This window comes from Stappia sediminis (genome assembly GCF_009826895.1).
In the GTDB taxonomy this organism is placed as follows: Bacteria; Pseudomonadota; Alphaproteobacteria; order Rhizobiales; family Stappiaceae; genus Hongsoonwoonella; species Hongsoonwoonella sediminis.
In genome coordinates this window covers 653150-674041 of sequence record NZ_WUMV01000003.1, presented here as the reverse complement: position 1 = coordinate 674041, position 20892 = coordinate 653150, and the positions used below count along the sequence as shown (strand labels likewise).

At 62.9% G+C, this 20892-nt stretch carries 18 protein-coding genes; 10 read left to right on the top strand and 8 right to left on the bottom strand.

What is annotated here, in order from left to right:
- Nucleotides 1–6: 6 nt before the first annotated feature.
- The 9 genes from GR183_RS10020 to GR183_RS09980 all read left to right on the top strand — a co-directional run bounded on the left by GR183_RS10020 (nucleotide 7) and on the right by GR183_RS09980 (nucleotide 12169).
- Nucleotides 7–2241 (top strand): heavy metal translocating P-type ATPase, encoded by a 2235-nt coding sequence (locus tag GR183_RS10020; protein ID WP_160775437.1) that lies wholly within the window; start codon nucleotides 7–9, stop codon nucleotides 2239–2241.
- A gap of 146 nt (nucleotides 2242–2387) precedes the next feature.
- Complete coding sequence (locus GR183_RS10015; RefSeq protein WP_160775436.1) at nucleotides 2388–4187, top strand: IlvD/Edd family dehydratase; 1800 nt, start codon at nucleotides 2388–2390, stop codon at nucleotides 4185–4187.
- Nucleotides 4188–4303: 116 nt separating this feature from the next.
- Nucleotides 4304–5917, top strand: coding sequence for a GMC family oxidoreductase (locus GR183_RS10010; RefSeq protein WP_160775435.1), 1614 nt, complete (start codon nucleotides 4304–4306; stop codon nucleotides 5915–5917).
- Nucleotides 5907–6308 carry a winged helix-turn-helix domain-containing protein gene (locus tag GR183_RS10005; protein WP_312846809.1) on the top strand — a complete coding sequence of 134 codons (402 nt, stop codon included), beginning with the start codon at nucleotides 5907–5909 and terminating at the stop codon, nucleotides 6306–6308. Before GR183_RS10010 ends, GR183_RS10005 begins: the two co-directional genes overlap by 11 nt.
- A gap of 42 nt (nucleotides 6309–6350) precedes the next feature.
- Nucleotides 6351–7115, top strand: a complete 765-nt coding sequence (gene modA / locus GR183_RS10000) for a molybdate ABC transporter substrate-binding protein (protein ID WP_160775434.1) — start codon at nucleotides 6351–6353, stop codon at nucleotides 7113–7115.
- Nucleotides 7075–7821 carry a molybdate ABC transporter permease subunit gene (gene modB, locus GR183_RS09995; RefSeq protein ID WP_376765760.1) on the top strand — a complete coding sequence of 249 codons (747 nt, stop codon included), beginning with the start codon at nucleotides 7075–7077 and terminating at the stop codon, nucleotides 7819–7821. Before modA ends, modB begins: the two co-directional genes overlap by 41 nt.
- Nucleotides 7818–8912, top strand: coding sequence for a molybdenum ABC transporter ATP-binding protein (gene modC / locus GR183_RS09990; protein ID WP_160775433.1), 1095 nt, complete (start codon nucleotides 7818–7820; stop codon nucleotides 8910–8912). The genes modB and modC overlap by 4 nt, the downstream gene beginning before the upstream one ends.
- A gap of 74 nt (nucleotides 8913–8986) precedes the next feature.
- A complete protein-coding gene (locus tag GR183_RS09985) occupies nucleotides 8987–10810 on the top strand; it encodes a sensor histidine kinase (protein WP_160775432.1) in 1824 nt (607 codons plus the stop codon).
- 15 nt (nucleotides 10811–10825) lie between these two features.
- Nucleotides 10826–12169, top strand: coding sequence for a sigma-54-dependent transcriptional regulator (locus GR183_RS09980; protein ID WP_160775431.1), 1344 nt, complete (start codon nucleotides 10826–10828; stop codon nucleotides 12167–12169).
- Nucleotides 12170–12194: 25 nt separating this feature from the next.
- Here GR183_RS09980 and denD read toward each other — a convergent pair whose 3' ends face one another.
- The 5 genes from denD to GR183_RS09955 all read right to left on the bottom strand — a co-directional run bounded on the left by denD (nucleotide 12195) and on the right by GR183_RS09955 (nucleotide 15533).
- Nucleotides 12195–13172, bottom strand: a complete 978-nt coding sequence (denD, locus tag GR183_RS09975; RefSeq protein ID WP_160775430.1) for a D-erythronate dehydrogenase — start codon at nucleotides 13170–13172, stop codon at nucleotides 12195–12197.
- 76 nt (nucleotides 13173–13248) lie between these two features.
- The gene (locus tag GR183_RS09970) at nucleotides 13249–13707 is read right to left on the bottom strand and encodes a GNAT family N-acetyltransferase (RefSeq protein ID WP_160775429.1); all 459 of its coding nucleotides are present in this window, start codon (nucleotides 13705–13707) and stop codon (nucleotides 13249–13251) included.
- Complete coding sequence (locus GR183_RS09965) at nucleotides 13700–14542, bottom strand: isocitrate lyase/PEP mutase family protein (protein WP_160775428.1); 843 nt, start codon at nucleotides 14540–14542, stop codon at nucleotides 13700–13702. The genes GR183_RS09970 and GR183_RS09965 overlap by 8 nt, the downstream gene beginning before the upstream one ends.
- A gap of 135 nt (nucleotides 14543–14677) precedes the next feature.
- Complete coding sequence (locus GR183_RS09960; protein ID WP_160775427.1) at nucleotides 14678–14959, bottom strand: SCP2 sterol-binding domain-containing protein; 282 nt, start codon at nucleotides 14957–14959, stop codon at nucleotides 14678–14680.
- 103 nt (nucleotides 14960–15062) lie between these two features.
- On the bottom strand, nucleotides 15063–15533 hold the full coding sequence (locus GR183_RS09955; RefSeq protein ID WP_160775426.1) for an Lrp/AsnC family transcriptional regulator: 471 nt from the start codon (nucleotides 15531–15533) through the stop codon (nucleotides 15063–15065).
- A 133-nt stretch (nucleotides 15534–15666) separates the two neighbouring features.
- Between GR183_RS09955 and hppD the strand changes: the two genes are divergently transcribed.
- Nucleotides 15667–16779 carry a 4-hydroxyphenylpyruvate dioxygenase gene (hppD, locus tag GR183_RS09950; protein ID WP_160775425.1) on the top strand — a complete coding sequence of 371 codons (1113 nt, stop codon included), beginning with the start codon at nucleotides 15667–15669 and terminating at the stop codon, nucleotides 16777–16779.
- 48 nt (nucleotides 16780–16827) lie between these two features.
- Here hppD and GR183_RS09945 read toward each other — a convergent pair whose 3' ends face one another.
- The 3 genes from GR183_RS09945 to otsB form a co-directional block, all read right to left on the bottom strand.
- On the bottom strand, nucleotides 16828–18204 hold the full coding sequence (locus GR183_RS09945; protein ID WP_160775424.1) for an alpha,alpha-trehalose-phosphate synthase (UDP-forming): 1377 nt from the start codon (nucleotides 18202–18204) through the stop codon (nucleotides 16828–16830).
- Nucleotides 18205–18288: 84 nt separating this feature from the next.
- A complete protein-coding gene (locus tag GR183_RS09940) occupies nucleotides 18289–20082 on the bottom strand; it encodes a glycoside hydrolase family 15 protein (protein ID WP_160775423.1) in 1794 nt (597 codons plus the stop codon).
- A 35-nt stretch (nucleotides 20083–20117) separates the two neighbouring features.
- Nucleotides 20118–20822, bottom strand: coding sequence for a trehalose-phosphatase (otsB, locus tag GR183_RS09935; protein WP_202395960.1), 705 nt, complete (start codon nucleotides 20820–20822; stop codon nucleotides 20118–20120).
- Nucleotides 20823–20892 lie beyond the last annotated feature (70 nt).

Here is a 20892-nt window from a genome sequence, read left to right as displayed (position 1 = left end):
TTCACAATGGATGCGGCAGTAACGCCGGACGAAGCCCTCAAGACCGTCCGCCTCGACGTTTTCGGCATGACGTGTGCGGCCTGCTCCGCGCGCGTGGAAAAGGTGCTTTCGCGCGTGCCGGGCGTCACCCATGCCTCGGTGAACCTGCCGCTTGAGACCGCCGAGATCGGCGCTGCCGAAAGCACGGACACCAATGCCCTCATAAAGGCGATAGAAAAGGCCGGTTACGAGGCGAAAATCCACGAAGACAGCGCGAAGTCCCGTCGCGCGGGCGCAGAAGAGGCCGACGATCGCGCGAGCGCCTATGAGCGGCGCACATTCCTGCTGCTTGTCTTTTCGGCGCTTCTTGCATTGCCGCTGGTAGCGCCGATGGTGGCCATGCTCTTCGGTATCCACATCACAATCCCGCCGCTCGTGCAGCTTGCGCTCGCGACGCCCGTGCAGATTTTCGCGGGCTCCCGCTTTTATACTGGCGCTTTCAAGGCGCTTCGCGGCGGCGGCGCGAATATGGACGTGCTGGTGGCACTCGGCACGAGCGCGGCTTACGGCTACAGCCTCTACCGGATTATCGCCAATGGTCCCGCCCATGCCGGCCACCTCTATTTCGAGGCTTCCGCCGTCATCCTGACGCTGATCCTTTTCGGCAAGCTTCTGGAGCTTCGCGCCAAGCGCACGACGACATCGGCGATCCGCTCGCTGATGGCGCTGAGGCCCGATGTGGCGCATCGCATCACGGATAGCGGCCTCGAGACCGTATCCGTCGACGACTTGCGCGAAGGCGACCGCATCCTCGTCAAGCCCGGAGAACGCGTTCCCGCCGACGGAAAGATCCTGGAAGGTGTAAGCGAACTCGACGAATCGCTCATTACCGGCGAGAGCCTGCCCGTCTCCAAGGAACCGGGCGCTGAAGTGATCGCCGGCACGATCAACGGCTCCGGAGCGCTTGACGTACGCACGACCGCGCTCGATGAGAATACCAAGCTTGCGCGCATCATCCGTCTTGTGGAAGCCGCGCAGACGGGCAAGGCCCCGGTGCAGCACCTGGTCGACCGGGTATCGGCCATCTTCGTTCCGGTAATCGTCGCGATCGCGCTCGCCACCTTCGCCGGCTGGCTCGTTTTCGGCTTTGCGTTGGACGAGGCCGTAGGTGCAGCCGTTGCCGTGCTCGTCATCGCCTGCCCTTGTGCGCTCGGGCTCGCCACGCCGACAGCGCTCGTCGCGGGAACGGGCGCGGCGGCGCGCGCCGGCATCCTCATCCGCGATATCGAAGCGCTTGAGGTGGCTCACAAGATCGACACCATCGTCTTCGACAAGACCGGCACGCTGACGGAAGGAAAACCCGCCGTCACCGATATCCGCGCCTTCGACCGCAATGAGGATCGCCTCATCAGGATCGCGGCTTGCGCGCAATTGCCGAGCGAACATCCGCTGGCCAGGACGATGATCGCGGAAGCCGAAAAGCGGGGCCTTCCCCTTGCCCAGCCTTCTTCATTCAAATCCGTGCCGGGCCGGGGCCTGATCGCCACGATAGCCGAACAAAGCGTCGTGATCGGCAACGCGCGGCTGATGGACGATCAGGGGATCGACCGCTTCATGGCGGATCAGATCGCGCGGGGTTTCGAAGCGGAAGGAAAGACCTGCGCGACGGTCGCCGTCGCCGGGCGTGTCGTCGGGGTGATCGCCATGGCAGACCGTATCCGCGAAGAAACCCCGAACGCTCTCGATCGCCTTCGCTCGCTTCACCTGACGCCGGTCATGCTCACCGGCGACACGCAAGTGGTCGCGCAAACGGTCGCGTCCAGGATCGGTATCGATAAAATCACCGCCGGCGTCCCGCCCGAAGGCAAGGCGGATGCGATCGCGTCCTTGCGCATGGGTGGATCGACGGTCGCCATGGTCGGCGACGGCGTGAACGATGCCCCTGCACTTGCGGCCGCTGACGTGGGCATCGCCATGGGCGAAGGCTCGGATGTCGCGATGGAAACCGCCGGAATCACATTGATGCGGTCGCGTCCGGGCCTTGTGGCCGATGCGATCGCCGTTTCACGCGCGACCGTGTCCAAGATCCGGCAGAATCTTTTCTGGGCGTTCATCTACAACGTCATCGGCATCCCGCTTGCGGCATTCGGGCTTCTGACCCCGGCGGTCGCGGGCGCGGCCATGGCGCTTTCGTCCGTGTCGGTCGTCACGAATGCGGGCCTGCTTGCCCGGTGGAGGCCGAAATCAGACGCGAATAAATAGTACTTAATCGCTCGCGATCCTGCGCCGAAGGCCCTATTATTGGGTATGAGTTCACTATTCCGCCGCTGCTCGCTTTCTGGCGCGCGCGGCAAGGGATATCACAATGAACGAAAGCGGCACTATACCGCTTCACGCGGAGGGTAATTATGACAGCCAAGGACAAGCGCCCGCTTCGCTCGCAAGCATGGTTCGACAATCCCGAAAATCCCGGCATGTCGGCACTCTATCTCGAGCGTTATCTGAACTATGGGCTGACGCGCGAAGAACTGCAGTCGGGCAAACCGATCATCGGCATCGCCCAAACGGGCTCGGATCTGTCTCCCTGCAACCGGCATCACATCGAACTTGCCAAACGCGTGCGCGACGGCATTACCTCCGCCGGCGGCATCTGCTTGGAGTTTCCCGTTCATCCGATCCAGGAAACCGGAAAACGTCCGACGGCCGCGCTTGACCGCAACCTTGCCTATCTCGGCCTCGTGGAAGTCCTTTATGGCTATCCGCTGGACGGCGTGGTGCTGATGATCGGCTGCGACAAGACCACGCCTGCCTGTCTCATGGCGGCGGCAACGGTCAACATTCCCGCGATCGCTCTTTCCGTCGGGCCGATGCTGAATGGCTGGCACCGGGGCGAGCGTACCGGTTCAGGCACGATCGTTTGGAAAGCGAGAGAGCTTCAGGCGTCGGGCAAAATCGATTCCGACGAGTTTGTGGAGCTTGTGTCGTCCGCCGCGCCATCCGTTGGTTACTGCAATACCATGGGCACGGCGACGACCATGAATTCGCTTGCCGAGGCCCTCGGCATGCAATTGCCGGGCTCAGCGGCCATCCCCGCGCCCTATCGCGAACGAGGGCAGGTCGCTTATCGTACCGGACGTCGCATCGTCGAAATGGTGGAAGAGGACAAGAAACCCTCGGACATTATGACCCGGGAGGCTTTCGAGAATGCGATCGTGGTGAATTCGGCGATCGGCGGGTCGACGAATGCGCCGATCCATCTCAACGGCGTTGCACGTCATCTGGGCGTGGAAATCGACAATGACGACTGGCAGCGCCTCGGCCATAAAATCCCGCTTCTCGTGAACATTCAGCCGGCCGGCGAATACCTGGGCGAGGATTATCACCGCGCGGGCGGCGTACCGGCGGTCGTGGCGGAACTCATTAAGGCCGGCCTGCTGCCCCACCCGGATGCCGTGACGGCCAATGGCGCAAGCATCGGCGAGAACTGCAGGAATGCCGAAAATCTGAATCCGGACGTTATTCGCCCGGTGTCGGACCCGCTGGTAAAGAATGCCGGCTTCGTCAATCTGAAGGGCAATCTCTTCGACAGCGCGATCATGAAGACAAGCGTTATCTCGAAGGAGTTCCGCAAGAGGTATCTCTCGAACCCCGACGATCCGGATGCGTTCGAGGGCCGCGCCATAGTCTTCGAAGGGCCGGAGGATTATCATCACCGGATCGAGGATCCGTCGCTTGAGATCGACGAGAACTGCATGCTCTTCATTCGCGGCACCGGGCCGATCGGCTATCCGGGCGGCGCGGAAGTCGTCAACATGCAGCCGCCGGCCGCGCTTCTGAAGCGCGGCATTCATTCGCTGCCCTGCATCGGCGACGGACGGCAATCCGGCACTTCCGGATCGCCGTCGATCCTGAACGCCGCTCCCGAAGCTGCGGCCATGGGCGGGCTTGCGCTCATCCGCACCGGGGACCGCGTGCGCATAGACTTGCGCAAGGGCACGGCGAATATTCTGATTTCGGACGAAGAACTTGCCAAACGCCGGGCGGACCTCGAAGCGAAGGGCGGTTTCCCCTATCCCGAAAGTCAGACGCCGTGGCAGGAGATCCAGCGTTCGCTGGTCGACCAGTTCGACAAGGGAATGGTGCTGAAGCCTGCGGTAAAATATCGCGACGTGGCCCACACGAAAGGGATCCCGCGCGACAATCACTGACCGCTACATTCGGCCGCCTTGCCATTCGTGCTGCCCGGCAGCATCCTGTCTCTCCAGAAAATCAAAACGGCTGCTCCGCAATCGCGGGGCAAGGGGAAGGGGCGCCCGGACAGGACATGCGGCATCTTGGAAGCTTCGACTATATCATCGTCGGCGCGGGATCGGCGGGTTGCGTGCTTGCCAACCGGCTGAGCGAAGACCCGGACGTGAGCATCCTCGTGCTGGAGGCCGGCGGCAAGGACGATTACATCTGGATCCACATCCCGGTCGGCTATCTTTATTGCATGGGCAACCCCAGGACGGACTGGGGCTATTCCACTGCGCCGGAAGCCGGCCTTAACGGGCGTACGCTCGCCTATCCGCGCGGCAGGGTGCTCGGCGGATGCTCGGCCATCAACGGCATGATCTACATGCGCGGGCAGGCGAGCGATTACGACCATTGGCGTCAGCTCGGCCTGGCCGGCTGGGGATGGGACGATATCCTGCCCTATTTCAAACGGGGCGAGGATCATTACGCCTGGGAGGATGAGTTTCACGGTCGAGGTGGCGGCTGCCGGGTGGAGGAACAGCGCCTTTCCTGGGAAATTCTCGACGCTTTTCGCGATGCATGCGAGGAGGTCGGAATTCCGAAAACGAAAGACTTCAACCGCGGCGACAATTTCGGCTCCGGCTATTTCCAGGTCACCCAGCGCGGCGGGGTGCGCTGGACGGCGGCAAAGGGCTTCCTGAAGCCGGCCATGAAGCGGGCGAACGTCGAGGTGCTTACGAAAGCCCAGGTTTCGCGCATCCGCATGGAAGATGGACGGGCGGTCGGGCTCGACCTGAAGCTCGGCGGCGAAGACGCGAGCGTCGATGCCGCCGGCGAAATCCTGCTTTCTTCAGGCTCCATAGGGTCGCCGCAACTCCTGGAGCTTTCCGGCATCGGCAATCCGCAGGTCCTGTCGAAACACGGCATAGAGGTTGCGGTGGAAAATACGTCGGTGGGCGAGAACCTGCAGGACCATCTGCAGATTCGCACGATCTTCAAGGTGAAGAATACGAGGACGCTCAACCAGCTTGCGTCAAATATCTTCGGCAAGGCGAAGATCGCGCTCGAATATGCGGCAAAGCGTTCGGGCCCGATGTCGATGGCGCCGAGCCAACTCGGCGTATTTGCCAAATCCGATCCGGCTTTCGAAACGGCTAACGTCGAGTATCACGTTCAGCCGCTCTCGCTCGACCGTTTCGGCGAACCGCTGCACTCCTTCCCGGCGATCACGGCAAGCGTCTGCAATCTGCGCCCCGAAAGTCGCGGCCACATCCACATCACCTCGGCCGATGCGGCGGATCATCCGGAAATCAAGCCGAACTATCTTTCCACCGAGAATGACCGAAGGGTCGCGGCGGATTCAATTCGCCTTACCCGCAAGATCATGAGCGCGGAAGCGCTTTCGAAGTACGAGCCCGTCGAATATCTGCCCGGCTCGCGGGTCCACACGGACGATGATCTTGCCAAGGCCGCCGGCGATATCGGCACGACGATCTTCCACCCGGTCGGCACCTGCCGGATGGGGGCCGACGATGGTTCGGTCGTCGACGAACGTTTGCGGGTTCGCGGTGTCGCGGGCCTGCGGGTCGTCGACGCCTCGGTGATGCCGACGATCACTTCGGGCAACACGGCCGCACCTACGATGATGATCGCCGAGAAAGCCGCCAGCATGATCCGCGAAGACCGTCGGGTTGGCGGTTGAGCATCGCGCGATGGCCGGCGATTTTCCCAAGGTCAGGCTGCGCATCGTGCTGGCACCGGGCGTCGCGCTTGGTCCCGGCAAGGCAGACCTTTTGCAGGGCATCGCCGAAACCGGCTCGATTCGCGCTGCCGGGCGCCGCCTTTCCATGAGCTACAAGCGGGCCTGGAACCTCGTGGGAGAGTTGAATCGCGGCTTCGAAGAACCGCTGATCGAAACCGGCAAGGGCGGCGCCGGGGGCGGCGGCGGCGCGCAGTTGACCATGCTCGGCAAGGAAGTGCTTGCCCGTTTTCGTGCGGTAGAGGCTGCGCTTGCCTCCTCCGCCGGGAAGGATCTGGATGCACTCGTCGCGCAGGCGAAAATGGATATTGAACCGGGAGGGGACAGTGGCTAGCATTCGATGTGTATCATCATACATATCGAAGGATTGCACTTGATGCGCCGCCTTCACATCGCAATCGCCGCCGTGTTTGCGCTCGCGCTCGCGCTGGCGTCCCCGGCGGACGCGGCGGAGCGGCTGACGATCTTTGCCGCCGCAAGCCTGAAGGACGCTCTCGAGGCGGCGGGCAAAGCCTACGCGCGGGAGACGGGAACGGAAGTGGTCTACTCCTTCGCCGGAACGGCGTCGATCGCGCGCCAGGTGGAGGCCGGGGCACCCGCCGATCTCTTCTTTTCCGCCGATGAGCTGTGGATGGATCATGTCCGCCATGCGGGCGCGGTCGTTCCTGAAACGATAATCACCGTCGCCACCAACACGCTCGTCGTCGTCGCGCCGAAAACGAACCCGGAGCCTCTTGAACTGACGACGGAAGGCTTCCTCTCGCGCCTTGGGGACCGTCGCCTCGCCGTAGCCGACACCGAAACGATCCCTGCCGGACGCTATGCAAAGGCGGCGTTGAGCGACCTGAACCTTTATGAAGATCTCGCCGGCAGGCTCGCGCCGATGGAAAACGTGCGCATAGCGCTGGCCACCGTCGCCCGTGGCGAAACCCCGCTTGGCATCGTCTATGCCTCCGACGCCATCGCCGAGAAGGACGTGGCCGTCGTTGCCGAGATCCCGGAAGACAGCCATCCGGCCATTGTCTACCCCGCCGCTGTCACGACGATCGCAAGACAGGGTGCGAAGGAATTTCTCGCCTTCCTGAAAACTCCGCAAGCCCGTGAAGCGTTTCGCGCCGCAGGCTTGCGGCCTGTCGATTGAGGCCGCGGTGATCACGCTCACCTCGGCCGAATGGCAGGCACTGACGCTGACGCTCAAGGTCGCGGCAACCGCGCTTGCCGTAGCCCTGCCAGTCGCGGTCTTCGCGGGATACGCCCTTGCCCGCTGGCGCTTTCCCGGTCACGGCCTCGTCAACGGCGTCATTCACATGCCGCTCGTCCTCCCGCCCGTCGTCACCGGTTACGTGCTGTTGATCCTTTTCGGTCGATCGGGTCCGGTCGGCTCCTTCCTGGAAAGCACCTTCGGACTGACCTTCGCGTTCAGGTGGACAGGTGCGGCCCTTGCCGCCGGCATCATGGCCTTTCCGCTGATGGTCAGGCCGATCAGGCTTGCCATAGAAGCCGTCGACCCGAAACTTGAGGAAGCGGCGGCGACGCTCGGTCTCCATAGAAGCATCGTGCTTGCCATCGTCACGCTGCCACTGGCGCTTCCCGGCATTCTCGCCGCCGGCATCCTGGGCTTCGCCAAGGCAATGGGCGAATTCGGCGCGACCATCACCTTCGTTTCCAACATCCCCGGCGAAACCCGCACGCTGGCGCTCGCCGTCTACACCGCGGCACAAACGCCCGACGGAGAGGTCGCGGCATTTCGGCTCACCATCATTTCCGTCGTCGTGGCCTTCGGGGCGCTGATTGCCTCGGAAGCCGTCGCGCGCCGCCTTGCCCGCCGCATAGGGGGTGCTGCGTGATAGAGGTCGATATCGAAGGCAGCGCCGGCGATTTGCCGATCAAGGCCAACTTCCGCTCGGATGCGGGCGTCACGGCGCTGTTCGGCCATTCGGGCGCCGGCAAATCGACCATTACCAAGATGATCGCCGGGCTTTTGAGACCGGAGCGGGGCCGCATCGCCATCAACGGCGAAACGCTCTTCGATTCCGGCGAGGGCATCGACCTGCCGGCAAGGCGCAGGCGCATCGGCCATGTCTTTCAGGAAGCGCGCCTCTTCCCGCATCTGACGGTGAGAGCGAACCTCGCCTTCGCGCGATGGGCTGGCCGCACGATCGACAAGACGCGTTTTAAAGAGGTTGTGGAACTGCTGGGCATCCAAAGCCTGCTTTCACGCCGGCCCGGCACCCTGTCCGGTGGCGAGCGCCAGAGGGTGGCGATCGGCCGCGCGCTCCTCTCCTCCCCCCGTGCGCTCGTGATGGACGAGCCGCTCGCCTCGCTCGATCAGGGCCGTAAATCGGAAATCCTGCCCTTCCTCGACCGGCTTTGCCACGAAGCGAAGATCCCGATCCTCTACGTCAGCCACGCGCTGGAGGAGGTCGCCCGCCTTGCCGACACGCTGGTCGTCATCTCCAAGGGCGAGACGGTCGCCTGCGGATCTACGGCGGACATCATGACGCGGCTCGACCTTGGCGTCGCGACCGGCCGTCACGAAGCGGGCTCCGTTCTCATCGGCCGCGTCACCGGGACGGACAGCCGCTGGAGCCTGTCGACGATCGGCGTCGAAGGATATGAGCTTCAGGTTCCGGTAACTGGCATTGAGCCCGGTACGGAAGTCAGGCTTCGGGTGCGAGCGCGCGACGTATCGCTTGCTGTGGGCGAAGTTTCCGGCCTCAGCATCCGCAACCGCCTGCCGGTCATGGTCGAGGCGATTACGAGCGAAACGGGCCCCTACGCCGAAATTCTCTGTCGCATCGGCGAACAGCCGCTTCGCGTTCGCCTGACCCGGGCATCGGTGGAAGAGCTTGGCCTCGCGCCGGGCGGCGAAGCGCTCGCGCTCATCAAGACGATCGCCATCGACCGGCGCGAGATCATCGGCTCGGGAAACGTGTGACCTTCGGCTGGACGACACCGTACATTCGCATGGAAGCGGATGAACTTCGCGGATTTCGGCTGTAGAGTGCCTCCATGTACCGCTTGACGAGAAAACGCCGGGAGATATTTTCGACAGCGCTCGCGCTCATCGCCGCCGCCTGCCTGACCGTTGTCGTCGCTTTCGTCACGTCGCGGATCAGCGAGCGCCTGTTCCTGGACGAAATCCGTACCCGCGCCGATGCCTCGCTCGCCGTTCAGGCGGCGACGCTTGAACGCCAGCTCGACAAGTTCCGCCTTCTGCCTCCGCTTCTCGCCCAGCGCCCGGACGTGCGCGCCCTCATCTCGAGAGGCAGCCGGGTGGACGGAGAGCGCGTCGCCTCCGTCGTGGCGGCGATGTCGGGTGCACAGGAGGTTGTCTTCCTCGACATGTCGGGGCGCACGATCGCGTCCAGCGCATGGCCGTCGCAGGGGCCGCATTCGGCGGGCATGCAGACTTTCGACACAGCGTTCAGCGAGGCGATGGAGGGCCGGCTCGGCCGCCAGCTTCTGCGCGGCGATGCGCTGCGGGCGGGAAGCTACGTCTTCGCCTCCGCCGTGCGTTCCGGGGGGGAAACCGTTGGCGCGGTCGCGGTGCGGGTCGACCTTGCATCGGTCGAACAGGCCTGGGCCCTTTCAAAGGATCCGCTTGTCGCGCTCGACGATGGCGGCGTGGTCGTCGTGACGAACCGCCCCTCCTGGCGGGGCCGCAGGATGGTGGAGACAACGCGCGGGGTGGAATATGCGGATGCCACGAGCGGTTCGCCATCTTCCATCTTTCTGGATGCACGTCTTCGCTCGGGATTTGACATCGTACAGCTTGACGACGGCGCGATCCGCCTCGACGCGCTGCGGCTGACCAAACCGCTCACCGTGCTCGGCTGGGAAGTCTCGACGCTGGCAAACACCCAGATCGCCCGCTCGCAGACCTCGAAGGCCTGGATCATCGCGGCGCTCGTCTGCATTCTCCTGGCGGGAACGGGATGGGCCGCGCTTGAAAGACGCAAGGCGACAATCCGCAAGATGCGCGACGATCGCGCCGCCGCCCTTCGCCTGGAGCGGCGGGTTCGCGAAAGGACGCAGGATCTTTCCGAAGCCAACAAGCTGCTTGCGCGCGAGGTGGAGGAGCGCGAGGCTGCGGAAGCCGAGCTTCGCCTTGCCCAGGCCGAACTTGTCCAGGCCGCGAAGCTCGCCACGCTGGGGCGCATGTCGGCAGCCCTCAGTCACGAATTCAACCAGCCGCTCGCCGCCATCCGTTCGAACGCGGAAAATGCCCAGCTACTGCTTGAGCGCAAGATGCAGGACAAGGCCGCCGGAAACCTGGAAAAAATCATCGCCATGGTCGAGCGCATGGCGGAGATCTCGCGCACGCTGAAAGGCTTCACCCGCCGGGCGGGGACGGAACTCAAGCCCGTGCGGCTCATCACGGTGATCGACGAGGCGCTGATGCTCCTCTCCCCGCGTATCAAGCGCAGCGACGTGGAAATCATCGTCGACAAGGACGCTGGCGATCCTGTTGTCCTGGGCGGCCGCGTCCGTCTCGAGCAGGTCGTGCTCAATCTCATATCCAATGCGCTTGACGCCGTCGGCGGCAGGACGAGCGCCAAAGTCGGCATTTCGTTGAAAGTCGAGGGTGGTTTCGCCCTCATCGAAGTCGCCGACAATGGACCCGGCGTATCGGAGGAACTGCGTTCGCAGGTGTTCGACCCGTTTTTTACGACGAAAGATGTCGGCGAGGGGCTGGGGCTCGGCCTTTCGATCGCCTACAAGATCGTCCATGACTTTTCCGGCAATCTGAGTGTCACGACATCGCAGGACGGTGGCGCACTCTTCACGGTGCGCCTGCCGCTTGAGGGCGAAAGCCGGGCGGCTGCGGAATGAACTCACAGGACCACGATGGATCACGCCACCGTTCTTCTCGTCGACGATGAAGCCGAATTGCGGGAAGCCCTGACACAGGGGCTCGAACTGCACGGCCATGCAGTTCGCGCCTTCGACAGCGCTACGGCTGTGAAAGACCACCTCGGACGCGATTTCTACGGCGTGCTCGTGACCGACATTCGCATGCCGAAGGTCGACGGGCTTGAGCTCATGCGCAACGCCTTCGAGGTCGATCCGGCGGTTCCCGTGGTGCTGATCACCGGCCATGGCGATGTGCCGATGGCCGTCGAGGCGATGCGCGCCGGCGCCTATGACTTCATCGAAAAGCCTTTCCCCGTCGGCATGCTTGCGACAGTTGTCGAACGCGCGCTGGAAAAGCGCCGCCTGGTGCTGGAAAACCGGGCGCTCAGAGAAGAGCTTGGCGAGCGCGGCGGCCTTGAAGCCCGCCTTGTCGGCCGTTCGCCGGCGATGGAGCGGCTGCGCGCGATGGTCTCCTCGCTCGCTTCCACCGATGCGGATATCCTCATCATCGGCGAAACGGGATCGGGCAAGGAGGTGGTCGCCCGCGCCCTGCATGAGGAGGGCACGCGCAGCGGCGGCCCGTTCGTGGCGCTCAATTGCGGCGGCCTGCCCGCGGAGATCATCGAATCTGAACTTTTCGGCCACGAGCAAGGCGCTTTTACCGGCGCAAGCAAGCAGCGAATAGGCAAGCTGGAGCATGCGCACGGCGGCACGGTTTTCCTCGACGAGATCGAATCGATGCCGCTCGATCTCCAGGTGAAACTCCTTCGCGTCATCGAAACGCGCTCCATAGAAAGGCTCGGCTCCAACAAGTCGATACCGCTCGACGTGCGCTTTATCGCTGCGACGAAGGACGATCTGGAGCGCGCAGGCAAGGAAGGCCGCTTCCGGAAGGACCTTTTCTACCGCCTCAACGTCGTGACGCTCGAAATTCCCCCGCTCAGCCAGAGGCGGGAGGACATTCCCCTGCTGTTCCATCACCTTGCTCGCGAAGCGCGCGCGCGTTATCGCCGCGAAATCCCGGATGTGTCGCCGGATTATCTCGCCAGGCTGATGGCCAAGTCCTGGCCCGGCAACGTGCGGGAGTTGCGCAATGTCGCCGACCGTTTTGTCCTCGGCCTGGAAAACCTTGGCTCGGACGGTGCCCAGGATGACGCGTCGAGCCTCGCCGAGCGCGTCGCAGCCTACGAACGCTCGCTGATAGCGTCCGAAATCGCCCGCAACGCCGGCAGCCTGAAGGCGACCTACGAGGCGCTCGGAATTTCGCGAAAGGCGCTTTACGAGAAGATGAAGAAATACGACCTCGACAAGGACGAGGCCTTGTCCGACGCCGACTGACGGTTGCCGGAGAATCGCCTGCCTGTCAGACCTCGATGTTTTCTTCCTCGATGTAGAGACGCACGATTTCCTCAAAACTCGCATCGGCCTTGAAACCGAGCGACAGCGCGCGTCCCGCGTCAAAGCTTCGCGGCCAGCCGGCAATGATCTTTGCAATCGCCGCGTCGGGCTCCTGGCGGATGAGGTTCGTTTTCGCGGGGCCCGCCACCTTCGCAAGCGTTGCGATTTCCTCCGCGATGGTGACGGCAAGGCCCGGCATGGTGAGCGCGCGGTCGTGGCCGATACTTTCGCCGTCGAGTTCGGCGGCATGCATCAGGAAACCGACCGCCGCGCGCGGGCTCGCCATCCAGTGCACCACGTCCGTGCCGACGGGCAGCACCGCTTCCTCGCCGTTCAGCGGTTCGCGGATTATGCCGGAGAAGAAGCCGGAGGCCGCCTTGTTCGGCTTGCCCGGACGGACCACGATCGTCGGCAGGCGGATGCTCACCCCGTCGAGAAAGCCCTTGCGCGTGTAGTCGTTCACCAGCAGTTCGCTGATGGCCTTCTGCGTCCCGTAGGACGTCAGCGGCGTGCGCTGGAAAGTATCCGCGATACGCTCCGGCAGAGGAGCGCCGAAGACTGCGATCGAAGAGGCGAACACGAGGCGCGGATGATAGTCGCCACCGAAATTCCGGATCGCTTCCAGAAGCGCGCGCGTGGCGTCGAGGTTGATCCGATAGCCTTTGTCGAAGTCGGTTTCCGCTTCGCCGGAGACGATGGCGGCAAGATGGAAGATCACATCGGGCGCGTGGGCGACAAGGCGCTCGGCTTCGCCGGGGGCGGAGATATCGGCGGCGTGCGTGTCGACGGGCAGCGCCAGTCCGGGCGGATGGGTCGGCTCGACAACGTCGGCAAGCGTCAACCGGGTTATCTCGTGGCCCGCGACCTTGCCGTCCTCGACCAGTCGCTCCACCAGCTTGCGGCCGATCATTCCGGCCGCTCCCAACACCAGAACGTGGCTCATTCGTTTCACACCCCTGTTTGCATGTTTTGGCGAAGCTTACGGCAGGCGGGGCGGGTGCGAAAGCAGCAAAGGTTGATCATCCAAGGCGTTTGACGAAATGGACGATCCGCTTGTCCCCGATTTGCTCCTCTCCCGTCTCTACGAAACCCTGTCTGCGATACCAGGCCTGGTTTTCCCTCATGAAGACATTGGTAAAGAGCCTGATTTCGCTCAAGCCCTTTCCGCGCGCAAGGGCTTCGCAATGCGACATCAGCTTGCCGCCAAGGCCTTTTCCCTGTGCCTTCGGGCAAACGGCGATGCTCCAGATGTAAAGGTGGTCGCTTCGTTCCATGAGCACGAGCGATGCATCGAGGCCATCGCCGCCATCGAGCACGAGAACGGTATCATCCGCGATATGGGCGGAATAATCCGCGCTCATCGGCAATGGAATCGCGTTCATGACAGGGACATATCGCTCGTAAGCCGCCTTTGCGAGGTTGGAAATCGCCTGTGCATCCTCCGGCATTGCAAGCCTCAAGCCCGTCAGGTCAGTCATCATCGCGCCCACGCATGAAGGACAGAGCCTCGCCAAGGTTCTGCGCTTCGCTGAAGACGCTGAAATCCGCGTCGTCCTTCAACCGTTTGGCCGCATTATAGAATGCCGCGAAGGCGGCTTGCGACAGCCCCGCGCCGATCGAGACCCTCGTGACGCCAAGGTCCGACAGTTCCTTGAACGTCGGCTTGAAGCCGGGTCTGCCCGCCAGCACGTTCAGCTTCGCGGGTACCCGGCGGCGGACTTCGGCGATCGTGTCCACCGAAACGAGTGCTGGCGCATAGACAAGATCGGCACCGGCATCCGCATAGGCGTTCAGGCGCTCGATCGCAGCATCGAGGTCTTCGCCCGAGCGGATGGGCGCTTCGGAGCGCGCCGCCAGCACGAAGTCCGGCGCGAGTTCCTTTTTCGCGGCAATGCCTGCCTTGATGCGCTCCACCGCAAAATCGAGCGGATAGTACTCTTTCGTACCGCTTGCCTGAGACAGGTCTTCGATAGAGCATCCGCAAAGCCCTGCCTCGATGGCGCCGCGGATCGTTGCCGCCACGTCTTCCGGCGCATCGCCGAAGCCGTTTTCAAGGTCGCCATTCACCGGCAATGAGGTTGCCTCCGCGATCTTGCGGGCGTGCCCGAGCGCCATTTCGCGCGTGATCAGGCCCTGAACGTCAGCACAGCCTTCCGTCCAGGCATAACCCGCACTTGTGGTCGCCATCGCCTCAAAGCCGAGCCCTTCGAGGATGCGGGCGGTTCCGGCATCGTGTGGATTGGGCATGAGAAACGCCCCGTCTCGCTCGTGCAGTGCACGAAACGTAGCCAGTTTTTGGGCATATGAAGGCATGGGCCTCTCCTCTTCGCCACCTTTTCGAGAAGGCTATGCGATCGTTTTCGCGGAAAAAGGACCGGTTGAACGAAAAAGCGCCGGACCATTGCGGCCCAGCGCTCAATTCGGCGTGAAATTCGGCTTTGCGCCGGATCAGACGATGCTTGAAAGCTTCATGGCGACACTCATGTCGCCTTCCACCTTGAGCTTGCCGGACATGAAGGCGCTCGTCGGATCGAGGTCGCCCGCCAGCATTTCCTGGAGGTTTTCGAGCGACATGATCACCGTGCAGTCGGCATCCTTGTTCTCGTTCGACACGTCCGCTCCGTCGACGAAGACAACGCCATCGCCGCCGAGGTCGAATTTCACCGTATCGTCGATACCGCCACCCGATACCTTGGACTTGATGGTTTCTGTTACTTCCGCCAGCGACATTGCGTTCTCCCTGTCTCACTGTGCCCGAACGTATCCGGCCCTGGAAAATTCGTCGCACCTTCGCTTACGCTTACGTAATCGTCAAGTGTCGAATTCGATACCCTCATGGGCTTTCGAACGGAAGCTGATTGTCGTCGCGAAGCGTTTCCATCGCAATGAAGGATTTGACGTTCTGCACCGCCTCATGCGGCAGAAGGTCGTCGCTGATCAGGCTGCTCAGCGCCTTCAGGTCCGGCACCGCTACCTTCAGCAGATAGTCCATGTCGCCGGTTAGCATATGCGCTTCCTGCACTTCCGGCAGCGCCTTGATGAGCTTCTGGAAGCGGCTTGCGTTCTGCGGGCTGTGGGTTGCAAGCGATACGCCGACGAAGGCGATCACATCGAGGCCGACTGCCGCCGGGTCTATATCGGCCCGGTAGCGGCGGATGACGCCGGCGGCCTCCAGCCGCTGGCGGCGGCGCGAGACCTGCGATGCGGAAAGGCCGATCCTGTCGCCGACCTCCTGGTTGGTGGCGGAAGCGTCGGCCTGGACGCTTGCAAGCAACTTACGGTCGAAACCATCCAGTTCGATCATTTCGTGCACCGATTTCCCATTGATGCAAGAAATCCGCAATCCGATCACGCACGCAAGCGATTTCTCACACCCGTTGCATACCGTTTGCTTCAGACTCGCGATCACTTAGGTTTTTGCGAGGAGGAGGTTCGCCATGGGTCCGTTTCCGCACGATGCGCCCCCCGCCAGAATTACCAAGGACAACCCCGCGGGCACGGACGGTTTCGAATTCGTCGAATTCGCCCATCCCGAGCCCGAAAAGCTCGATGCGCTTTTCCGCCGTATGGGTTACGTCCCGGTCGCGCGCCACAGGACGAAGGCGGTCACCGTCTACCGTCAGGGCGACATCAACTACGTGCTGAATGCCGAACCGGGTTCCTTCGCCTCACGCTTCGTGGAAAAGCACGGCCCTTGCGCGCCGTCGATGGCCTGGCGCGTGGTGGATGCCGGGCATGCGCTCGAACATGCCTTGAAGAACGGTGCCGAGGAATATACCGGCCAGGACAAGACGCTCGATGCGCCCGCGATCAAGGGCATCGGCGGTTCGCTTCTTTATTTCGTGGATCGCTACGGCGACAAGGGATCGGCCTATGACGCCGAGTTCGAGTGGCTCGGCGAGCGGGATCCGAAGCCGGAAGGCGTGGGCTTTTACTACCTCGACCACCTGACCCATAACGTCTATCGCGGCAATATGGACAAGTGGTGGGATTTCTACCGCACGCTCTTCAACTTCAAGCAGATCCACTTCTTCAACATCGAAGGCAAGGCGTCGGGCCTCCTCTCGCGCGCGATCACATCGCCCTGCGGCAAGATCCGCATTCCGCTGAACGAGTCCAAGGACGACAGCAGCCAGATCGAGGAATATCTGCGCAAGTACAAGGGCGAGGGCATCCAGCACATCGCTGTCGGCACGGACGCGATCTATGACGCGACAGACAGGCTCGCCGACAACGGCCTGAGGTTCATGCCCAGCCCGCCGGAGGTCTACTACGAGCTGTCGCACGAGCGCGTCAAAGGCCATGAAGAGCCCATCGATCGCATGAAGAAGCACGGCATCCTGATCGACGGCGAAGGTGTCGTCGACGGCGGCATGACGAAGATATTGCTGCAGATCTTCTCGAAGACCGTGATCGGGCCGATCTTCTTCGAATTCATCCAGCGAAAGGGCGATGAAGGCTTCGGCGAAGGCAACTTCCGCGCGCTCTTCGAATCGATCGAGGAAGACCAGATCCGCCGCGGCGTGCTGAAGGTGGACGCTGCGGAATAATCACCCCACGCCCGAATGAGCGAAGGGCCGGCCCGCCGCCGGCCCTTTTCATTTGCTGTACGCGTCCAGATCGCGGAGAATTTCCCGCGCCCAGGCGGAGGCGTCCTGCGCGCAGATGCGATCGAACATCGCCTGCCAGCGGTCGCGGCGCTCTTCCAGCGGCATGGTGAGTGCCGTCTGCAGCGCGGCCGCCACTCCTTCCGTCGAATGCGGATTGACGATCAGCGCCTCCGGCATGCCCTCGGCGGCGCCCGCGAAACGCGAAAGCACCAGCACGCCCGGATCCTCCGCCCTTTGGGCCGCGACATATTCCTTGGCAACGAGGTTCATGCCGTCTCTGAGCGGCGTCACCAGACCGACGCGGCTTGCGCGATAGATACCGGCAAGCGCGCGGCGGGTGAAGGAGCGCGCCATGAAGCGGATCGGCGTCCAGTCCAGGTCGGCGAAGCGGCCGTTGATGTGTCCGGTCAGTTCTTCCAGTTCGCGGCGGATTTCGGCGTAGGCGTCGAGTTCGGAGCGCGAGGGAGGAGCCACCTGCATGAGGCTGACGCCGCCCCGGTTTTCCGGATAGTCCTCAAGGAGCCGCTCGAAAGCGCGGAAACGTTCGGGAAGGCCCTTGGAATAATCGATCCGGTCGACGCCGATAATCTGCGGACGCCCGCCGACGAGCTTTTCTATCCGTGCCGTGTGGCGCCTGGCATCCGGCGTCGTGGCAAGCTTGGCGAAGCCCGCCGCGTCGATGCCGATCGGATATCCGCGCACCAGCACTTCGCGCCCGCCGGCGGAGACCACGCCGTTGCCCTTGTCTTTCCCGCCGATTTCGCTGACGACGAAACGGCGGAAATTTTCGGCGTCGCGCGACGTCTGGAAACCGATGAGATCATAGGCAAGCATGCGGCGCACAAGCTGATCCGCATTCGGCAACCCGGCCAGGATTTCGGGGGCGGGAAACGGGATGTGCAAGAAGAAGGCGATCTTGTTGGTAACGCCCATCGCCCTCAGTTCGGCGGCGAAATTGAAGAAGTGATAGTCCTGCACCCAGATCACGTCGTCGGCCTTGAGCATGGGCCTCAGGCGCGTGGCGAAGCGTTCGTTCACACGCCGATAGCCTTCCTCGTAGCGGCGGCTGAAGTCGGCAAGGTCCAGCCGGTAGTGCAGCACGGGCCAAAGGGTACGGTTCGCATAGCCGGCGTAGAAATCGTCGTAGTCGGCCTGCGTCATGTCGATTTGCGCAAGCGTGACGGTGTCGACGGCTTCCGTCTGCAAGGGGCCGAAGGAACCCTCGTCGGAGGTCGTCCCGGTCCATCCGAACCACAGCCCCCCCATTTCCTGGAGGACGTCCACCAGGGCCACCGCGAGACCGCCCGCCTTGCCCGTGTCCTTGAGTGGCCCTACGCGGTTCGAGACGACGACGAGGCGCGACATGCCCGCTTCCTACCCCCTTTTGTATTATTGGCAGCGCCTATCTTCGCGTAACCCTCCCCGCTCGGCAAATTCCCGCCCTGGACGTCAGACCGCGCTGCCCCAATTGGCGCTGAGCCGCATTGCACCGTTGATGATGCCGACCATGGAATAGGTCTGCGGGAAATTGCCCCAAAGCTCGCCGGTCGAGGGCGTAGTGTCCTCGGACAGAAGCCCGACGTGGTTACGGCAGGAAAGCATGGTCTCGTAGATTTCGCGCGCTTCCTCCTTGCGGCCCATTCTGGCAAGCGCGTCGATGTACCAGAAAGTGCAGATGTTGAAGGCGTTTTCCGGTGCGCCGAAATCGTCCGGCGCATGATATCGGAAGAGATGGTTTCCCTTCCTCAGCGTCTCGCCGATCTTGTCGACCGTCTTGACGAAGCGCGGGTCGTTCGCGGGCAGGAAGCCGACCTCCGCCATCAAGAGCAGGCCTGCATCAAGATCGTTTCCGCCGAAGCTTTCGACGAACGCGCCGACCTTCTCGCTCCAGCCCTTCTCGCAGATGACGGCGTGGATCCGGTCGGCCCGCTCCCGCCAGAACGTCTCGCGCTGGTCGAGGCCGAAGTTTTTCGCGATCTTGGCAAGCCGGTCGCAGGCCGCCCAGCACATGAGCGACGAGGAGGTGTGGATGCGCGCTCGCGTCCTCAGTTCCCACATGCCGGCATCCGGCTGGTCGTGCATGCGGTAGGCCTGCTCGCCGATCTTCTCCAGCCGCTCGAAATCGTCGATGCCGGGCTGGTGCAGAAGGCGCCGGTCGAAGAAGGCCTGCGAAGCGCCGAGCACGATATTGCCGTAGACGTCGTGCTGGAAATGCTCATAGGCCTGATTGCCCACGCGCACCGGCCCCATGCCGCGGTAGCCCGGAAGATCGACGATCTTCTCCTCAAGCTTGGCTTCCAGGCCGATGCCGTAAAGCGGCTGAACGTGCTCGCCGTCGGTCACGAGCGCGATATTGTTCAGATACCGCAGATAGTTCTCCATCGTCTCCATCTCGGAGAGCGAGTTGAGCGCGCGCACGACGAAAAACGCATCCCGAAGCCAGCAGTAGCGATAGTCCCAGTTGCGTTCTGTTCCCGCGGCTTCCGGAATGGAGGTGGTCGCGGCGGCGATGATCGCGCCGGTTTCCTCGTAGGTACAAAGCTTCAGCGTGATCGCGGCCCGGATCACCGCTTGCTGGTATTCAAGAGGAAGGCCGAGCCGCCGCGTCCACAGTTTCCAGTAACGGATCGTCTCTTCCTCGAATTCCCGGCAGAGCTTTTCCGGGTGGTCGGTCAGGCTCTCGTCCGGTCCCAGATGGAACGACATCGGCCCGTCCAGGAAGAACGGCGTTTCGTTACGCACATATGTGACCGAGGCATTGGTCGTCATGCGCACGGTCGTGCCGTTTCCGACATAGCGGATATGGTTCGACCCGAAGGTGATGTCGGGCACGCGCTCGCCGTGGGCCATGCGCGGGCGGCAGCGCACGCGAATGCGCGGATGGCCGGAAATCGGCCTGACGCGCCTGACGATGGCCGTTGGCCGGAACATGCGCCCTGCCCGCTCGAAACGCGGCGCGAAGTCGGTGATTTCGATGGCGTTGCCCGCCTCGTCGTACAGGCGCGTACGCACGACCGCGGTGTTTTCGATGTATTGCTGCTCGCAGCGCACGGTGCCTGGAAGCTCTATCGCGAATGAGCCGTCGCCCTCCTCGCCGCGCGTTCCAAGCAGCGAGTGGAAAACGGGATCGCCGTCGAAGCGCGGCAGGCACCACCAGACGATCCGGGCAGCCTTGTCGATCAGCGCCGCGCAGGAGCAATTGCCGATAATCGCGAGATCGAGCGAGGGCTCAACAGATAGCATGGGCAATAAAACCTCTTGGATCGTGGTGACGCGCTTCAAAGATTATCGTTTCGGCCCGCGGCAAGCCAATCGTGCACCGCGGCAACATCCTTCAGGCGGAAATCGGCGATGCTTTCGCCCGCCCCCACCTTCACTCCGAATCCTCCGAGCTGGCGGGCGGCGCGCATTCCGTCCTCGTCCGTCGTGTCGTCGCCGATGAAGACCGGAATGCGCCCCTGAAACGGCCGCTCTTCCATGAAGGCCTCCACGATACTGCCCTTGTCGGAGAAATCCGGTTTGGCCTCGACGACCATCTTGCCGGAAACCAGATGCAGGTCCTCCAGGTCGGCGATCGCGTCTTTCATGAATGCGAGAATATCGGGGCCGGATTGCGGCACGGCACGATAGTGCACGGCGAGGGCCGAGCCCTTGTCCTCCACGAAAACACCGTCGCGGATGATTTTCGCGCAGGCGAGCCTTTCGCGCAGTACGTCGATTTCCGTTCCGATTTCCGCCGCAACGACCGGGTCTTCGGCCTTCAGGCGGTATTCGAGCCCGTGCAGCCCGGCTGCGGGAAGGCGCAGGGGAGAAAGGAACCAGTCCAGTTCCTGGATCGGACGCCCGCTGACGACGGCAACCGCACCACCGAGAAACGACAGGCAGCCGCTCAGCGTTGTTTTCAGCCCGTCCGCCGGATCGACATCTTCCGGCTTGTCGGCGATTTCAACCAGAGTGCCGTCGAAATCGAGGAAGACGGACATGTCCGGGGATAGCTCGGGAAGCGCACGCATGCGGTCGAGACTAGCGAATAGTGCACCGCAGGAAAAGCCG

Excerpts from the sequence above, each read along its gene's own strand:
- GR183_RS09965 (WP_160775428.1), bottom strand. The coding sequence starts at position 14,542 with ATGCCTTCATATGCCCAAAAACTGGCTACGTTTCGTGCACTGCACGAG.
- GR183_RS09945 (WP_160775424.1), bottom strand. The coding sequence starts at position 18,204 with ATGTCGCGCCTCGTCGTCGTCTCGAACCGCGTAGGGCCACTCAAGGAC.
- otsB (WP_202395960.1), bottom strand. The coding sequence starts at position 20,822 with ATGTCCGTCTTCCTCGATTTCGACGGCACTCTGGTTGAAATCGCCGAC.
- GR183_RS09940 (WP_160775423.1), bottom strand. The coding sequence starts at position 20,082 with ATGCTATCTGTTGAGCCCTCGCTCGATCTCGCGATTATCGGCAATTGC.
- GR183_RS10015 (WP_160775436.1), top strand. The coding sequence starts at position 2,388 with ATGACAGCCAAGGACAAGCGCCCGCTTCGCTCGCAAGCATGGTTCGAC.
- GR183_RS09955 (WP_160775426.1), bottom strand. The coding sequence starts at position 15,533 with ATGATCGAACTGGATGGTTTCGACCGTAAGTTGCTTGCAAGCGTCCAG.
- modA (WP_160775434.1), top strand. The coding sequence starts at position 6,351 with ATGCGCCGCCTTCACATCGCAATCGCCGCCGTGTTTGCGCTCGCGCTC.
- GR183_RS10020 (WP_160775437.1), top strand. The coding sequence starts at position 7 with ATGGATGCGGCAGTAACGCCGGACGAAGCCCTCAAGACCGTCCGCCTC.
- GR183_RS10010 (WP_160775435.1), top strand. The coding sequence starts at position 4,304 with ATGCGGCATCTTGGAAGCTTCGACTATATCATCGTCGGCGCGGGATCG.
- GR183_RS09985 (WP_160775432.1), top strand. The coding sequence starts at position 8,987 with ATGTACCGCTTGACGAGAAAACGCCGGGAGATATTTTCGACAGCGCTC.
- GR183_RS09970 (WP_160775429.1), bottom strand. The coding sequence starts at position 13,707 with ATGACTGACCTGACGGGCTTGAGGCTTGCAATGCCGGAGGATGCACAG.
- hppD (WP_160775425.1), top strand. The coding sequence starts at position 15,667 with ATGGGTCCGTTTCCGCACGATGCGCCCCCCGCCAGAATTACCAAGGAC.
- GR183_RS09980 (WP_160775431.1), top strand. The coding sequence starts at position 10,826 with ATGGATCACGCCACCGTTCTTCTCGTCGACGATGAAGCCGAATTGCGG.
- GR183_RS09960 (WP_160775427.1), bottom strand. The coding sequence starts at position 14,959 with ATGTCGCTGGCGGAAGTAACAGAAACCATCAAGTCCAAGGTATCGGGT.
- denD (WP_160775430.1), bottom strand. The coding sequence starts at position 13,172 with ATGAGCCACGTTCTGGTGTTGGGAGCGGCCGGAATGATCGGCCGCAAG.